Annotated in this window: 13 protein-coding genes and 1 riboswitch; of the genes, 10 read left to right on the top strand and 3 right to left on the bottom strand. The window is 69.5% G+C overall.

All coding sequences use genetic code 11. From position 1 onward, the window contains the following. Positions 1–28: 28 nt before the first annotated feature. Positions 29–287: riboswitch (cobalamin riboswitch) on the top strand. A gap of 191 nt (positions 288–478) precedes the next feature. The 9 genes from MLG_RS14235 (at position 479) to MLG_RS14195 (ending at position 10610) form a co-directional block, all read left to right on the top strand. Further along, positions 479–2320 carry a TonB-dependent receptor domain-containing protein gene (locus MLG_RS14235; protein ID WP_408626112.1) on the top strand — a complete coding sequence of 614 codons (1842 nt, stop codon included), beginning with the start codon at positions 479–481 and terminating at the stop codon, positions 2318–2320. A 29-nt stretch (positions 2321–2349) separates the two neighbouring features. Then, a complete protein-coding gene (gene cobO / locus MLG_RS14230; RefSeq protein WP_041718095.1) occupies positions 2350–2955 on the top strand; it encodes a cob(I)yrinic acid a,c-diamide adenosyltransferase in 606 nt (201 codons plus the stop codon). Positions 2956–2972: 17 nt separating this feature from the next. Beyond that, entirely contained in the window at positions 2973–4247 is a 1275-nt protein-coding gene (locus MLG_RS14225) for a cobyrinate a,c-diamide synthase (protein ID WP_156774761.1), read from the top strand. Beyond that, on the top strand, positions 4244–5776 hold the full coding sequence (locus MLG_RS14220; RefSeq protein WP_011630545.1) for a cobyric acid synthase: 1533 nt from the start codon (positions 4244–4246) through the stop codon (positions 5774–5776). The genes MLG_RS14225 and MLG_RS14220 overlap by 4 nt, the downstream gene beginning before the upstream one ends. Positions 5777–5883: 107 nt before the next feature. Then, entirely contained in the window at positions 5884–6342 is a 459-nt protein-coding gene (locus tag MLG_RS14215) for a MaoC family dehydratase (RefSeq protein ID WP_011630544.1), read from the top strand. A gap of 84 nt (positions 6343–6426) precedes the next feature. After that, positions 6427–7860 (top strand): bifunctional D-glycero-beta-D-manno-heptose-7-phosphate kinase/D-glycero-beta-D-manno-heptose 1-phosphate adenylyltransferase HldE, encoded by a 1434-nt coding sequence (gene hldE / locus MLG_RS14210; RefSeq protein WP_011630543.1) that lies wholly within the window; start codon positions 6427–6429, stop codon positions 7858–7860. Positions 7861–7941: 81 nt separating this feature from the next. Further along, on the top strand, positions 7942–8904 hold the full coding sequence (gene rfaD / locus MLG_RS14205; protein WP_011630542.1) for an ADP-glyceromanno-heptose 6-epimerase: 963 nt from the start codon (positions 7942–7944) through the stop codon (positions 8902–8904). A 15-nt stretch (positions 8905–8919) separates the two neighbouring features. Further along, positions 8920–9840: a Kdo hydroxylase family protein gene (locus MLG_RS14200; RefSeq protein WP_011630541.1), complete on the top strand. Its 921-nt coding sequence runs from the start codon at positions 8920–8922 to the stop codon at positions 9838–9840. Further along, the gene (locus tag MLG_RS14195; RefSeq protein ID WP_011630540.1) at positions 9840–10610 is read left to right on the top strand and encodes a 3-deoxy-D-manno-octulosonic acid kinase; all 771 of its coding nucleotides are present in this window, start codon (positions 9840–9842) and stop codon (positions 10608–10610) included. The genes MLG_RS14200 and MLG_RS14195 overlap by 1 nt, the downstream gene beginning before the upstream one ends. Before the next feature lie 10 nt (positions 10611–10620). Here MLG_RS14195 and MLG_RS14190 read toward each other — a convergent pair whose 3' ends face one another. Together MLG_RS14190 and MLG_RS14185 are read right to left on the bottom strand one after the other, a co-directional pair. After that, positions 10621–11709: a glycosyltransferase family 9 protein gene (locus MLG_RS14190; RefSeq protein ID WP_011630539.1), complete on the bottom strand. Its 1089-nt coding sequence runs from the start codon at positions 11707–11709 to the stop codon at positions 10621–10623. 7 nt (positions 11710–11716) lie between these two features. Further along, the gene (locus tag MLG_RS14185; protein ID WP_011630538.1) at positions 11717–12691 is read right to left on the bottom strand and encodes an LpxL/LpxP family acyltransferase; all 975 of its coding nucleotides are present in this window, start codon (positions 12689–12691) and stop codon (positions 11717–11719) included. Positions 12692–12927: 236 nt separating this feature from the next. On the opposite strand from MLG_RS14185, the gene MLG_RS14180 reads away from it, so the two are divergent. Next, the gene (locus MLG_RS14180) at positions 12928–13650 is read left to right on the top strand and encodes a BUD32 family EKC/KEOPS complex subunit (protein WP_232209266.1); all 723 of its coding nucleotides are present in this window, start codon (positions 12928–12930) and stop codon (positions 13648–13650) included. A 29-nt stretch (positions 13651–13679) separates the two neighbouring features. Here the strand turns inward: MLG_RS14180 and msbA are convergent, their stop codons facing one another. Then, complete coding sequence (gene msbA / locus MLG_RS14175; RefSeq protein WP_011630536.1) at positions 13680–15449, bottom strand: lipid A export permease/ATP-binding protein MsbA; 1770 nt, start codon at positions 15447–15449, stop codon at positions 13680–13682. Positions 15450–15522: the final 73 nt, after the last annotated feature.

Raw genomic sequence — 15522 nt, 5'->3', positions numbered from 1 at the left:
TTTGACTCCCGCCGGGCGACTCGCTAGGCTTATCGACCCTGCGACAGGTGTTCCGGAGCGCGATCCGCGCCCGGGATGAAACGGGAAGCCGGTGCGGTGACTGCCCTGTCAGTCCCCATTCCGGCGCTGCCCCCGCAACGGTGATTGAGCGCAAACGGCCACCCTCGCCACTGTGTCCCCCAGCGTACCGCTTCGGGCATGGGAAGGCGGCCGCTTCTGAGCCCCGGGCCAACCGCCCGTCGCTCCGGCTCATCAGCCCGGAGACCGGCCTGTCGCGCATGCCGGGTCGCGGTGGGCGACCGAGGGCAGTCGTGGCCGATGCCGGTACCCTTCGCCTCGCCCGCCTGTCGCTCCTGTCCTGCTCCACCTGACTGCCGGTGTGCACCCGTGGCCGTGCGGGGGATGCGGCCGAAGGTCATGGTCCGTCCACCGGGACGGCCGAAGCTGGAGCCGCTCAACCATGTCGCGATACGCCCCTTTGGTGGCCACTGCCGCCAGCCTGTTTGTCGTTGCAACCCTCGTTCCCGCCATCGCCCAGGCCGACTCGGCGGAGGCGCGGCCGCTATCACCCATCGTGGTGACGCCGGCGCGCACTGCGCAGACGGTGAATGAGTCGCTCTCCTCGGTCACAGTCATCGACCGTGAGGAAATCGATCGGCAGCAACCCAAGCAGTTCACCGATCTGCTCGCCGGGCGTGCGGGGGTGACCGTGAGCAGCAACGGTCCCTTCGGCAAGGCCAGCAGCGTGCGGCTCCGCGGGGCGGATTCGGGGCACACGGTGTTGCTGATCGACGGGGTGCGCATGGGCTCCGCCACTTTGGGGGGGGCGAGTTGGCAGGTGCTGCCGCTCTCGGAGATCGAGCGGGTCGAGGTGGTGCGCGGCCCGCGCTCGGCGATCTACGGCGCCGACGCCATCGGCGGTGTGGTGCAGATCTTCACCCGTGAGGGGCGGGAGGGGCCGCCCCGGGTGAACGCCTTTGCCGGCGCCGGTAGCTTCGGCACCCACGAATACGGCGCGGGCGTGGCCGGTGGGACCGCCGATACCCGGTACCGCCTCTCCGGTAGTCATTTCCACACCGACGGCATTGATGTTCAGGACGGCGTCGGCGATGACGACGACGACGGGTACCGCAACAGCTCCCTCTCCGGAAAGGTCAGCCATCGGCTGTCCAACGGCTGGGAGCTGTTCGCCAACGGGCTGCGCTCCGAGGGGCGTTCGGAGTTCGATCGGCGGGACTTTTTCGGCAACGATGAGTCCGCCCATCACGATTTCGTGCATCAGGCCACACGAATCGGTGCCCGCGGCGACGTGACCGACCGCTGGCACACCGAACTGAGCATCGCCCATGCCCGGGATGAACAGGACACCTACTACGAGGGCGAGCTAGACGCGCGCCACGACACCAAGCGGGATCAGGCGCACTGGCTGAACGACTTCGTGTTGACCCGCACCATCACCTGGACTGCCGGCCTGGACTGGCAGGAGGAGCGCGTCTCGGGCACCACCGATTACGACGAGACCAGCCGCTACAACCAGGCGGCCTACCAGGTGCTGGCCGGCCGATTCGGGCGCCACAACGTGTCCGGCAGTCTGCGTTATGACGACAACCAGGCCTACGGCAGCCACACCACCGGGCAGTTGGCCTGGGGCTATGAGATCGATGACCGCCTTCAGGGCCGGCTGTCCTACGGCACCGCCTTCAACGCCCCCACCCTGAACGATCTTTATTGGCCGGGTTCGGGCAACCCCGATCTGCAACCGGAGGAGTCCGCCACCGCAGAGGCCGGGTTGCGTTACGCCGGCGGAGCGTTCTACTGGGATGCCGCCCTGTTCCGCACCGAGGTGGACGACCTCATCGAGTGGGCGCCGGTGAACGGCCAATGGATGCCGGACAACGTCGACGAGGCCCGGATTACAGGCCTGGAGCTGGAGGGCGGCTATCACCAGGGGCCCTGGCGGCTGCGCGCCTCCGGCACCTTTCTGGATACAGAGGACAAGGGCACCGGTCGGGAGTTGCGTCGCCGCCCCAACCACACCGTGCGGCTGGACGTGGACCGGGAGTTGGGTGCCTGGGCCTTCGGTGCCACCGCCCTGGCCCGGGGGCGCAGCTTCAACGACAAGGCCAACGATGACCGCCTGGCCGGTCATGGGCTCCTTCATCTGCGCGCCAGCTATGCCATCGATCCGCATTGGACCGTCCGGGCCAAGCTGGACAATGCCCTGGACAAGGATTACGCGACGGCCCGGGACGGTTCCAACGAGGTGGACTATAACCAACCGGATCGTGCCGTCTTTGTCTCCATCCACTACGCCCAGTGATGCCAATGGCACAGGCGTCGAGACCCGCGATGACCGACAATCCCAGTAACCGCGATCACGCCCGCCGTATGGCGGAGAAAAAGCAGGCGGTGGACGCCCGCATCAAGGCCGCCCGGAAGCGCAAGGGGGTGCTGCTCGTGCTCACCGGGCCGGGCAAGGGCAAGTCCAGTTCCGGCTTCGGCATGCTCGCCCGTGCCCTGGGCCACGGCATGCAAGTGGGCGTGGTGCAGTTCATCAAGGGCCGGTTCAAGACCGGGGAGGAGCGCTTCTTCCGGCGGCAGCCGGGGGTGCGCTACCACGTGATGGGCGAGGGGTTCACCTGGGAGACGCAGGACCGGGCACGCGATATCCGCGCCGCGGAGGCGGCCTGGGCCGTGAGCCGGGACCTGCTCTCCGATCCGGATGTGGATCTGGTGCTATTGGATGAGCTGAATATTGCGCTCAAACGGGAGTACCTCGATCTTCAGCAGGTGCTGGCCGACCTGGCTGACCGGCCGGCCCGTCAGCACGTGCTGGTCACCGGCCGTGATGCCCCGCCGGCCCTGCTGGATGCGGCCGATACGGTCACCGAGATGGGGCGGGTCAAACACGCCTTCGAGGCCGGCATCCGCGCCCAGAAGGGAGTGGAGCTGTGACCCGCCATTGCCCCGCGATGCTGGTCACTGCCCCGGCCTCCGGCCAGGGCAAGACCACCGTCTGTGCAGCTCTGGCCCGCTATCACCGCAATCAGGGCCGCACGGTGCGGGTCTTCAAGACGGGGCCGGATTTCCTCGACCCGCTGATGCTCACCCGCGCCAGCGGCGCCCCGGTGCGCCAGATCGATCTCTGGATGGTGGGGCGCCAGGAGAGCCGTCGCCAGCTCTACCAGGCGGCCGCCGAGGCGGACCTGATTCTCATTGAGGGCAGCATGGGCCTCTACGACGGCGTGCCCTCCAGCGCCGACCTGGCCGAGGCCTTCGGTGTGCCCGTCTGCCTGCTGATCGACGCCTCGGCCATGGGTCAGACCTTCGGCGCGGTGGCCTACGGGCTGGCGGAATATCGGGCCGACGTGACGGTGGCAGGGGTCCTGGCCAACCGGGTGGCCGGCGAGGGCCACACCCGGCTGCTGCGGGAGAGCCTGCCCGCGGGCATGACCTGGTTCGGTGCCCTGCCGCGCTCGCCCGCGGCGCAGTTCCCCGACCGCCACCTCGGCCTTTGCCAGCCGGAGGAGGTGGACGACCTGGACGGCCGGCTGGACGAGGTGGCCGCGGCCATGGGTAAGACCGGGGCCGGGGCGTTGCCGCCCCCCGTGGCCTTCCGACCCGAGCCGGAGGTGCCCACACCGGGGCTGTTGGCCGGCCGGCGCATCGGCATCGCCCGGGACGAGGCCTTCTCCTTCATCTATCCGGCCAATGTGGACGGCCTGCGGGCCCTGGGGGCGGAGGTGACCTGGTTTTCGCCCCTGCACGACGAGGCGCTGCCGGCGGTGGACGCCGTCTGGCTGCCTGGCGGCTATCCGGAGCTGCACCTGGAGGCGCTGTCGCGCAACCACGCCATGCATCGGGCACTGGCCGTCCACGTGGCGGCGGAGCGACCGCTGCTGGCCGAGTGCGGCGGCTTTCTCTATCTGCTGGAGGAACTGGTGGATGGGGAGGGTCACGCCGCGCCCATGGCCGGACTGCTGCCGGGCCGCGCCTGGATGCGCCCGCGACTGACGGCCCTGGGCCTGCAGCGCGCCGACTACCCGTCCGGTGGGCTGCGCGGTCACACCTTCCACCACAGCCAGGCGGAGGTGGCGCTCACCCCCTGGTTTCACTGCGAGCGGCTGCGCGGCGGGAAGGGCGAGGCGGTCTACCGCCGGGGCAGCGTGGTGGCCGGCTACCAGCATCACTACTTCCCCTCCAGTCCCGAGGCCACGGCGGAACTGCTCGGGGGGCCGGTGCAATGACTGACGGGGGCGCTGGCCCGGCCGGACCGGCCGCGACGGACAGCCCGGTCTCGGGGCACACCGTGATGATCCAGGGCACCACCTCGGACGCCGGCAAGACCACGGTGGTCGCGGGGCTGTGCCGGCTGCTGCACCGGCGGGGGGTGGACGTGGCCCCCTTCAAGCCGCAGAACATGGCGCTGAACGCGGCAGTGACTGACGACGGCGGCGAGATCGGCCGCTCCCAGGCCCTCCAGGCCCGCGCCTGCGGCCTGGCGCCCCATACCGACATGAATCCGGTGCTGCTCAAGCCGGAGAGCGACCGGGGGGCGCAGGTGATCGTCAATGGCCGGGCCATCGGCCACCGGGATGCCGTTGGCTATCAGCGCTACAAGGCGGTGGCCCGGGAGGCGGCGCTTGGGGCCCATGCCCGGCTGGCCGCCCGCCACGCCCTGGTGCTGGCCGAGGGCGCGGGCTCACCGGCGGAGATCAACCTGCGCGAGGGCGATATCGCCAACATGGGGTTCGCCGAGGCGGTGGACTGCCCCGTCATCCTGGTGGCGGACATCGACCGTGGCGGGGTCTTCGCGCAGATTGTCGGCACGCTGGCGCTGCTCTCGGAGAGTGAGCGGGCGCGGGTCTGCGGCTTTATCATCAACCGCTTCCGGGGTGATTCGGCGTTACTGCAGCCGGGCCTGGACTGGCTGGAACGGCGCACCGGAAAGCCGGTGTTCGGGGTGCTGCCCTGGGTGCGGGGGCTATTGCTGGATGCGGAGGACAGCATTGCGCCCGGCGATGGGGGCGGCGCGGGAGGCACAGGGTTTCACGTGGTGGTGCCGGCCCTGCCCCGGATCAGCAACCACAACGATCTGGACCCCCTGCGCCTGGAGCCGGGGGTGTCGGTGACCTTCGTCGGGCCCGGGCAGCCGCCGCCCCCGGCGGACCTGATCGTGCTGCCGGGCAGCAAAAGCGTGCGCGCCGACCTTGCCTGGCTGCGCGAGCAGGGCTGGGCGGAGGTCATCTCCCGGCACCTGCGCTATGGCGGTCACGTGCTGGGGCTGTGCGGCGGCTATCAGATGCTGGGCCGGCGGATCGCCGATCCTGGCGGCGTGGAGGGCCCGGCCGGCAGTCTACGGGGTTTGGGGTGGCTGGATGTGGACACCGTGCTTGCGCCGGACAAGCAGCTCCGCCAGGTGGCAGGTGATCTGGTCGGGAACCCGCAGGCGCGCTGGCGGGGTTACGAGATTCACAACGGCGTCACCGCCGGTCCCGGTTGTGCCCGTCCGCTGCTGCGGGTGGAACCGGATGGGCGCGCGGAGGGTGCCGTGTCGGCGGACGGCCAGGTGATGGGCAGCTATGTGCACGGGCTGTTGGACGAGCCCGACGCCCGCCGTGCGCTGCTGGCAGCCATGGGCTGGCGCGCGCGGGGCAGAGCGGTGAGTTACGACAGCCGCCGCGAGGCGGACCTGGACCGCCTTGCCGAGACCTGCGGGCGGCATCTGGACCTGGCCCGGCTCCGCCCCTGGCTCGGTCTGAGCCCGGATGGCTGATCGGGGGCGCGCCGGGCACCGTGCGGGCCTTGCAAAGACTGACGCCATGGTGCATTGTGCAGTGCATCATGACCGTTGGTCTTACCACGCATTCTGAGGTGCCTGAGATGATGTTGGACGAGTATCAGGGTTACTACATCGAGGACCTGGAAGAGGGCATGTCCGGCTCCTACGCCAAGACGGTCACCGAGACCGATGTGGTGCTCTACGCCGGCCTGTCGGGTGACAACAACCCGGTGCATATCAACGAGGAGTTCGCCTCCAACACCTTCGCCCGCGGCCGCATCGTGCATGGGATGTTCCTGGCGGGGCTTATCTCCTGCGTGCTCGGCACCCGCCTGCCGGGACCGGGGGCGATTTACCTGGACCAGTTCATCAAGTTCAAGGCGCCGGTGCGTATCGGTGACACCGTTAAGGCCACCGCCACCGTGCGCGCCCTGGACGTCGAACGCCGCCGGGCGACGCTGGAGACCGTCTGCACGGTGAAGGGGCGCGTGGTGGTGGTGGGCGAGGCCACGGTACTGGTGGCCTCGCGGGCCGAGAGCCAGGAGACGGCGGCGGCCTGACGGGCGACCGTAAACCGTCCCTAACCCCCGCCCAATGCCGTTATACTGCCTGTCCACGCAGAGGCAGGCTATTATTGGCGATCCATGAAAATCACCCTCCCTCCCTTCGACCAGGCCCGCGTGCTGGTGGCCGGTGACCTGATGCTGGACCGCTACTGGCACGGCGGTACCGACCGCATCTCCCCCGAGGCGCCGGTGCCGGTGGTGCACGTGCGCGATATCGAGCAGCGCCCCGGTGGCGCCGGCAACGTGGCGCTCAACGTGGCCGCCCTGGGCGGGCAGCCCGAGCTGGTGGGCATCACCGGCCAGGACGAGGCCGCCAACGAACTGGCCTCCCTGCTCGAGAACGCCGGGGTGGCCTGCCACTTCCGCCGCCAGCCCGGGGCGGCCACCATCACCAAGCTGCGGGTGATCAGCCGCCACCAGCAGCTTATCCGGCTGGACTTCGAGGATGGTTTCCCAGGGGCCCACGCCCGCGACCTGTTGCCCCAGTACCGCCCGTTGCTCGCCGGTTGCGGTGCGGTGGTGCTCTCGGATTACGCCAAGGGGGCGTTGCGCGACCCCCGGCCGCTGATCGAGGCGGCACGCGAGGCCGGGGTGCCGGTGCTGGCCGACCCCAAGGGGCGGGATTTCTCCATCTACCGCGGCGCCACCCTGATCACCCCCAACCTGGCGGAGTTCGAGGCGGTGGTCGGCCGCTGCGCGGACGAGGACACCCTGGTCCGGCGCGGCGAGGCCCTGGCCCGGGAGTGTGGCATCGAGGCGCTGCTGGTCACCCGCGGCGAGGACGGCATGAGCCTGGTGCGCCCGGGCGAGGCGCCGGTACACCTGGCGGCGCGGGCGCGGGAAGTCTTCGATGTCACCGGCGCCGGCGATACGGTGATCGCGACCCTGGCCACCGGCCTGGCCACCGGGCTCGCCCTGCCCCAGGCCATGGCGCTGGCCAATCTCGCCGCCGGCATCGTGGTGGGCAAGTTGGGCACCGCCACGGTCAGCGTGGCGGAACTGCGCCGGGCGCTGCAGGAGCAGGAGCAGAGCGGGCGCGGCGTGCTCACCGAGCCGGAGCTGCTGCACGCGGTGGCCGATGCCCGCGCCCACGGCGAGCGTATCGTCATGACCAACGGCTGCTTCGATCTACTCCACGCCGGCCATGTGGCCTACCTGGAGCAGGCGCGCAGCCGGGGCGACCGGCTCATTGTGGCGGTGAACGACGACGCCTCGGTGCGCCGGTTGAAGGGCGAGGGGCGCCCGATCAACCCCGTGCAACAGCGCATGGCGGTATTGGCCGGGCTGGCCTCGGTGGACTGGGTGGTGCCCTTCAGCGAGGACACCCCGGCGCGGGTGATCGGCGCGGTGCTGCCCGATGTGCTGGTCAAGGGGGGCGACTACCAACCCGAGGCGATCGCCGGCCACGATGCCGTGGTGGCCCACGGCGGCCGGGTGGAGATCCTCGACTTCCTCGACGGCTGCTCCACCTCGGCGATGATCGAGCGCATGCAGTCCGCCCCCGACACCTGAGCGCCGGCCCCGGCGGCTGCTTTTCCCCGCCGGGTACCCCGCTTACAATGCCTTCAATATCCCAATGGCAGGAGCAGTACAGTGATCATCGTTACCGGCGGAGCCGGCTTCATCGGCAGCAATCTGGTCCACGAGCTCAACCGGCGTGGGCGCACCGACGTCATCGTGGTGGACAACCTCACCCGGGGCGAGAAGGCGCTCAACCTGGCCGACTGCGTGATCGCCGACTACTACGACAAGGACGACTTCATCACCCTGATCGAGGCCGACGAAGGCCTGGGGCCGGTGGAGGCCGTCTTCCACCTGGGGGCCTGTTCCGCCACCACCGAGTGGGATGGGCGCTACATGATGCGCAACAACTTCGAGTACTCCCGGGCGCTGTTCCACTGGTGCCAGGACCGGCGCATCCCCTTCATCTACGCCTCCTCGGCGGCGGTCTATGGCGGCAACTCGGTGTTCACCGAACACCCGGAGCACGAGCGGCCGTTGAACGTCTACGGCTACTCTAAGTTGGCCTTCGACCAGTACCTGCGGCGGTACCTGGACGACCTGTCCGCCCAGGTGGTGGGCCTGCGTTATTTCAACGTCTACGGGCCGCGCGAGCAGCACAAGGGGGGCATGGCCAGTGTGGTCCACCACTTCAGCCGGCAGCTGCGGGAGAGCGGCCAGGTGCGGCTGTTCGAGGGCAGTGACGGGTACGCCGACGGCGAGCAGCGCCGGGACTTCGTCGACGTGAGCGACTGCGTGCGGCTCAAGCTCTGGCTGCTGGACCACCCGGAGGTCAGCGGGATCTACAACTGCGGTACCGGGCGGGCACGCACCTTCAACGCCATGGCCCATGCCGTGATCGACTGGTTCGGTCACGGCGAGATCGAGTACATCCCCTTCCCGGAACACCTGAAGGGGCGCTACCAGAGCTATACCCAGGCCGACCTCAGCCAGCTGCGTGCCGCCGGCTGTGACCTGGCCTTCAACGATATCGAGACCGGCGTGCGCAACTACCTGGACGCGGTGGCGGACGCCCCCGCGGTCATGCCCAGCTGATCCGGAGAACAAGCCATGAGCGACCAGCCCCTGCATCGCGTCACCGCCGAGGAGTACGAGCACCCCGGCGACCGCCTGGAGCGGACCCTGGAGGAGGGCAACATCCTGCTGTTCGAGCCGGGGCGGCTGCCCCTGCCCAGCGAGGAGGACCTGCACTTCCTGCGCAGCGAGGTGGGCCGGCTGATCAAGCTGAAGAACATCAGCTATCACCCCCACGGTGACTACATCAGCGGCATGAAGAACGAGGGTGATGCCGGCGAGCAGGTGCTGCGCATCCTGCGCGAGCACAGCCGTACGGTGAACGCCTTCCTGGGTCGGATGCTGCCCGGCTATGCCACCAGCTGGAGCCCGCGCAAGGTCAACTTCCGGCCGGTGCAGGAGAAGGGCCGGGTGATCAAGCGCCACTCCAACAACGAGCTGCTGCACGTGGACGCCTTTCCGGCCGGTGCCACCCACGGCTGGCGGCCGCTGCGCTTTTTCACCAACATCAACCCGGACGAGGCGCGCATCTGGCGGATCGCCGAGCAATTCCGTGAGCTCTACCAGGCCTACGGTGGGGCCGCCGGCATTGCGCCGGCCCCCTCGCTGCGCCAGGGCGTGGCCGAGCGGGCCTGGAGCGGTGCCCTGCGCGGGCTGTCCGCCCTGGGCCTGCCGCAGCTTCAGGTGGTGGGCGACACCTCGCCCTACGACCGGGCCATGCGCCGGATGCATAACTGGATGAAGGACAGCGACGACTACCAGAATGACCCCGATCGGGGCGTGCAGTTGGCCTTCGAGCCCTTCCACAGCTGGTGTGTGTTCACCGACCTGGTGAGCCACGCGGCGCTTGCCGGTCAGCATGCGCTGGTGGCCACCTACTACGTTAAGCCGGAGGCCTGTCACCTGCCCGAGCGCTCCCCCTGGCAGGTGCTGGAGCAGGCCGGCCAGGCCGCCTGATGGAGGGGCGGCACTGGCGCGAGGGCCGGGTCCGCGTGCTCCACGATACGGCCCTGGCGCAGCCGCCCGCCCACTGGTGGTTCGACCCGGCGGAGCTGGAACGGCGCAGCCTGGTGACCGGCCGCGGTGGCGGGCGGGGCAGCGTGGTCTTCTTCCGTGTGCCTGACGCCGCCGGAGGACGGCCCGGGGAAGGCTCGCGCGATGAGCCGCCGCAATGGGTGCTGCGCCACTACTTGCGGGGCGGGACTATTGCCCGGGCCCTGGGGGATCGCTACCTCTGGCAGGGCCTGCAGGAGACCCGGCCCTGGCAGGAGTGGCACTACACCGCCCGCCTCTATGACGAGGGCCTGCCGGTGCCACGCCCCGTGGCCGGGCGAGTGGTGCGGCTGGGGCCCACCTACACCGCGGACCTGATCACCGTCCGGGTGCCCGGCGCCCGGTCGCTGGATGAGAACCTGGGCGGGCAAGGGGTCAGCGAGGCCACTTGGCGGGCGGTGGGGGCCTGTATCCGCCGCTTCCACGACGCCGGCCACTGGCATCCGGATCTGAACAGCCGCAACATCCTCATCGACCCCAAGGGCGAGGTCTGGATCATCGACTGGGACCGGGGCGAGCACCGGCCGGAGTCCGCGACCGACTGGCGCCAGGCCAACCTGCAGCGGTTAAAACGGGACCTGGAGAAACGCCTGCGCATCCGCGAGCGTTGGGTCTATTCCGAGGCCTGCTTCTCGGCACTGCTGGCCGGCTACGAGGGTGCCCGTCCTCGATAGCGGCCCGCCCTCAGGTCTCCGGCGGAATGGCGCGCGGGGCACCGGCGGCCATCAGGGCATCCAGCCGTTCGATCACGTCCTCCGGGGTGATCAGCGCCATCACACCCGGGCGCTCGATCTTGGTGCCCCAGCGGATCTCGCTGGCGGGCCTGCCCAGCTCCCGCCTTGAGGCCTCGTCATAGCGATCAACGCACCACTGGCCGCTGTAATAGGGCCGCGCCCGACCGGGGTTAGTGCAGGCGTAGAGCCCGATCACGGGCGTGCCCATGGCGTTGGCCATGTGCGCCGGGCCGGAATCGGGGCTCACCACCGCCGTGGCGCGGCCCAACAGGGCGAGCATCTCCTTGATGGAGGTCTGGCCCACCAGGTTCTCCGGCGCCGTTTCTGCCTGCGCGGCGATGGCCGCGCCCGTCTCCCGCTCCACCTCAGAGGGGCCGCCGGTGATCAGCACGCGCAGTCCGTGGCGGCGTGCGGCGTGATCCGCGACCCGGGCGCAGCCCGCCACCGTCCAGTTGCGCAGGGCGTGGCTGGAGCAGGGGCTGATCACGAGCGTGGGGGTGTCGTCCGGGGTCAGTGCCCGGGCACGGGCCTCGGCCGCCTCCGGCACGGGAATGTCCCAGACCATGTGCCGGCGCCGGAGCCCCAGGGTTTCGATGAAACTGAAGTAGATGTCGATGACGTGCTGGCCCGGGTGGGGCGGGATGCGGGCGTTGATGAACAGCCCGTGCAGGTCCCGGGAGCGGGCCCGGTCGTAACCCAGCCGCAGGTCCGCGCGGATGCCCAGGCTGGCGATATTGGCCCGCAGGGCGAACTGGTTGTGCAGCAGCACGTCGAACCGCTGTCCGCGCAGTTGCCGCCACAGGTCCCGATAACCGGCCCAGCCAGCGGCCTTGTCGAAGACCGCGAAGTCCACACCGGGGATATCCCCCACCAGGGTGTGTTCGGCCTTGCCGACGATCCAGGTCAGGCGGGTCTCCGGCCATTCCCGCTGCAGGGTACGCACCACCGGGGTCATGTGGGTGACGTCCCCCAGCGCGGAAAAGCGCAGGATGCAGAGCGAGCGGGGCGGTGTGGTCAGCGGCAGTTCGGCTCGGGCCATGGCGGGTTCACTGTTGCTGCTGGCGGGCGCGACGGCGGCGTCGCTCGCGGCGGTGGTCTTTGACGCCCGGGTACATGTCCACGTCGCCATCGGGCTGGCTCTTGAAGCGGCGGTGGGCCCAGAAGTACTGTGCCGGGTGGGCGCGCACCGCCTCCTCGATGATGCGGTTCATCCGCTCCGCATCGGCCTGGTCATCCCCCGACGGGAACCCTTCCAGCGCCGGCTTGAAGACCACCCGGTAGCCGGGGCCGTCCTCGCGGGCGTGGTAGAAGACCGGCACCACCCGCGCCTTGCTCAACCGCGCCAGCCGGGAGAGCCCGGTGACGGTGGCGGCGGGAATGCCGAAAAAGGGCGCGAAGACATTCTGGCGGCTGCGGTAGTTCTGGTCGCCGGCGTACCAGACGGGTAGCCCTTTGCGCAGGGTGCGCACGATGCCGCGCAGGTCGTCCTTAGAGAGCGCGGGGCCGATGGCCCGCTCTCTGCCCTCACGCATGGTGCGGTCCGCCAGCGGGCGCTTGTCCATGGGTTTGTAGATCACCGCCATCTCCGAGTGCCGGCGCAGGAGTCGGCCGCAGATCTCCACGGTGGTGAAGTGGCCCGAGAGGAGGATCACCGGCGAGCCATCAGCCTGCGCCGCGCGCAGGTGCTCCAGGCCCTCCACGGCCAGTGGTAGCCGGTCCACCCGGGGGCCGCCGAACCAGGACAGGGCCAACTCCGCCAGGCCGCGCCCGGTGTAGCGGAAATTGGCCCGCACCAGCGCCTCTCGGGGCGCCGGGTCCTGCTCCGGAAAGCAGAGCTCCAGGTTGCGGCGGACGATCAGCCTCCGTGCCCGGGCCAGGCGATAGCCCAGGGCGCCGAGCCCGGCGCCCAGCCCCAGGGCCAGTCGGGGCGGCATACGGCCGATCAGCCAGAGCAGTGCCAGGCCCAGGGCGTGGCCCCAGTTGCCGGGATGGGCCGGATTGTCGTTGCGTTGTTTTGCCATGCCAACGGGGATTGCGGTTCAGGCGCGCAAGTATACCAGCGGCGGCGCATCAGGGGCTGTGACGGTGGGCCGCATGAGATAGACTCGGACGTTCATAATACGGTCACAGCCCCGTTATGCCGATGTCAGGAATCGCCCCCACTTTCGAAGCCGTACCCACCCTTGACCACCTCCGGGCGGCGGCGAGGAGGGCGCGGGGGCGGGTCTTTTCTGTCCAGCAGGGCGGGCGTCGCTGGGTGGTCAAACAGGCAGTCCCAGGTCGCGGGCGCGCTCGGGCCTGGGGCGGTGCACTGCTGGGACGAATCCTGCTCGGTTACTGGCTGCCGCGGACGCCCCTGCGGATCGGTGGTGATCGCCAGCTCCACTACGAGGCCGGCCGTCTTCAGCGCCTGCACCGGGCGGGGGAGGTGGTACCGGCGGTAGCGCAGGTCGGCGAGGGTTTCCTGGTGTTGGAAGACGGGGGCGCGCCCTTGTGGCGGCGCATCCGCCATGCGGGCCTTGACGCGCTTCGACCGGTAATCGCCCGGGTCGCCGGGGACCTGGGTCGCTTTCATGGTGCCGGTCACTGGCACGGTGGGGCACAGTTGCGGAATTACCTGCTGGCCGGGGAGGGGGAGCGGCTGGTCCGGATCGACTTCGAAGAGCCGCTGGACGAGGTCATGCCATTGGCCGCCCGCCAAGTGATCGATCTCTACCTGCTTATCCACTCGATCACGGCCTTCCGACAGCTGAGCGCAGGGGAGACCACCGGACTTTGCCGGCATGCCCTGGAGGCCTACCTCGCCGGCCATGCACCCGATGAGCGTATGGTGGCGTGCCTGGTGCGGGCCCAGGCGACCCTGCGCGCCATCGAGCGCCGGCCCGGGCGCCTGTTCCGCCACACCAGTAAGGACCTGCGACGGCTGTTCATCACTGCGGCGGCCATTGAGCAGACCCTGCCGCGGGACTGGCGCCCGTAGCCGACCGGTGTGAAGGGCGGATCCGCCCCTCAGGACGGACCGTTGAACTGGACACGGTGCAACGAGGCGTAGTGCCCGTTGTGGTCCAGCAGCTCCCGGTGGGTCCCGGTCTCCACCACCCGGCCGGCATCGAGCACCACGATTCGGTCGGCGTCCTCGATGGTGGACAGCCGGTGGGCGATGACCAGGGTGGTCCGGCCGCGCATCAGTTTCTCCAGCGCCTCCTGGATGCGCTTTTCCGATTCCGAGTCCAGGGCGGAGGTCGCCTCGTCGAGGATCAGAATGGGCGCATCCTTGAGCAGGGCCCGGGCGATGGCGATGCGCTGGCGCTGCCCCCCGGAGAGCATGACGCCGTTCTCGCCAATGACGGTGTCGAAGCCCTCCGGCAGCTCCTCGATGAACTCCAGGGCATTGGCGGCACGGGCCGCGGCCTGCAGTTGCGCCGCTGTCGGCCGCTCGCTCAGGCCGTAGGCGATGTTGTTGGCCAGGGAGTCGTTGAACAGCACCACCTGCTGGTTGACCAGAGACATCTGCGAGCGCAGCGCCTGCAGCCGGTATTCCGCCAGCGGGTGGCCGTCCAGTCGGATCTCGCCCCGCTGCGGGTCGTAAAAGCGCGGCAGCAGGCTGGCCAGGGTGGTCTTACCGCTGCCCGAGCGGCCCACCAGGGCCACCGTCTCGCCGGGCTGGATGGACAGGTTGATGTCCCGAAGCACCCAGTCCTCGGATTCCGGGTAGCGGAAGGCCACCCGGTCGAACTCGATCAGGCCCCGGGCCCGCTCCAGCGGGCGCTGCCCGTGGTCGGGTTCCGGCGGGGCGTCCAGCACCTCGAAGACGCTCTCCCCGGCGGCCAACGCTTTCTGGATCTCGGCGTTCACCCCGATCACCCGTTTCAGCGGCGGCAGCATCAGCAGCATGGCGGCGATGAACGAGATCATGCCCCCGGGGCTGATGGTCTCCAGGATCACGTCCATGGTCGCCAGGTAGAGGATAATGGCCAGGGCGATCACTGCGCCCAGTTGCGCCAGCGGCTGGCTGGCCGCCTGCACCGCCTTGTAGCGCATGAGCTGCCGGTGGTGGCGGGTGTTGGTCCGGTCGAAGCGCTCCGCCTCGTAACGCTGGCCACCGAAGATCTTGACCTCAGCCTGTCCGCGGATCCCGTCCTCGGCGATCTGGGCGTACTCCCCCACCGAGGCCTGCATGCGCCGGCTCAGCTTGCGGAAGCGCTTGTTGGCTGCGGTCACCACCACGGCCACCAGCGGGCCCAAACCGAAGACGATCATCACCAGCCAGCCGCTGAGGTAGGTCATATAGGCCAGCAGGAAGATCACCGTGAAGGTGTCGCGCACCAGTACGACCACCGCCTTGGAGGCCGCCGCACTGATCTGATTGACGTTATAGGTCAGTTTGGCCAGCAGGGTGCCGGGGGAGTTCTTGTCGAAATAGCTGGTGGGCAGCCGAAGGTACTGCTCGAAGACCGCCTGGCGCACGTCCTTGACCACCCGCCGGCCGACCCAGGCCACGGTATAGTCGGAGGCGAAGGTGGTGACGCCGTGGAAGAGGAAGATGCCGACCAGGGTCGCCGGTACCCAGAGCCGGGCGCCTGGGTCCTGCTCGATGAAGGTGCCGTCCACCAGCGGCTGGATGATCCAGGCAAAGGCCGCCTGACCGGCCGCCGCCAGCACCATACAGACGATGGCCAGCACGCCCAGCCGCCAGTAGGGCTTGATAAAGCCGAAAATGCGCTTATACAGGTGCCAGGACTCGCCGGCGCTGGGATGGTCGCTGTGCCCTTTGCTCATGACCGCGCGGCCCCGCGCTTGGGAGTGGTGCCTGAGTGCATGGGTGATCCTTGTCGGTGGCGGTTGTGTGAGA

The organism is Alkalilimnicola ehrlichii MLHE-1 (assembly GCF_000014785.1).
GTDB classification, from domain to species: Bacteria; Pseudomonadota; Gammaproteobacteria; order Nitrococcales; family Halorhodospiraceae; genus Alkalilimnicola; species Alkalilimnicola ehrlichii.
Note: the sequence above shows the minus strand (reverse complement) of the source record. Positions and strands in the feature narration are given on the sequence as shown.

Coding starts and splice junctions, on each gene's coding strand:
- cobO (WP_041718095.1), top strand. CDS start 2,350: ATGACCGACAATCCCAGTAACCGCGATCACGCCCGCCGTATGGCGGAG.
- MLG_RS14225 (WP_156774761.1), top strand. CDS start 2,973: ATGCTGGTCACTGCCCCGGCCTCCGGCCAGGGCAAGACCACCGTCTGT.
- MLG_RS14220 (WP_011630545.1), top strand. CDS start 4,244: ATGACTGACGGGGGCGCTGGCCCGGCCGGACCGGCCGCGACGGACAGC.
- MLG_RS14215 (WP_011630544.1), top strand. CDS start 5,884: ATGATGTTGGACGAGTATCAGGGTTACTACATCGAGGACCTGGAAGAG.
- hldE (WP_011630543.1), top strand. CDS start 6,427: ATGAAAATCACCCTCCCTCCCTTCGACCAGGCCCGCGTGCTGGTGGCC.
- MLG_RS14200 (WP_011630541.1), top strand. CDS start 8,920: ATGAGCGACCAGCCCCTGCATCGCGTCACCGCCGAGGAGTACGAGCAC.
- MLG_RS14195 (WP_011630540.1), top strand. CDS start 9,840: ATGGAGGGGCGGCACTGGCGCGAGGGCCGGGTCCGCGTGCTCCACGAT.
- MLG_RS14190 (WP_011630539.1), bottom strand. CDS start 11,709: ATGGCCCGAGCCGAACTGCCGCTGACCACACCGCCCCGCTCGCTCTGC.
- MLG_RS14185 (WP_011630538.1), bottom strand. CDS start 12,691: ATGGCAAAACAACGCAACGACAATCCGGCCCATCCCGGCAACTGGGGC.
- msbA (WP_011630536.1), bottom strand. CDS start 15,449: ATGAGCAAAGGGCACAGCGACCATCCCAGCGCCGGCGAGTCCTGGCAC.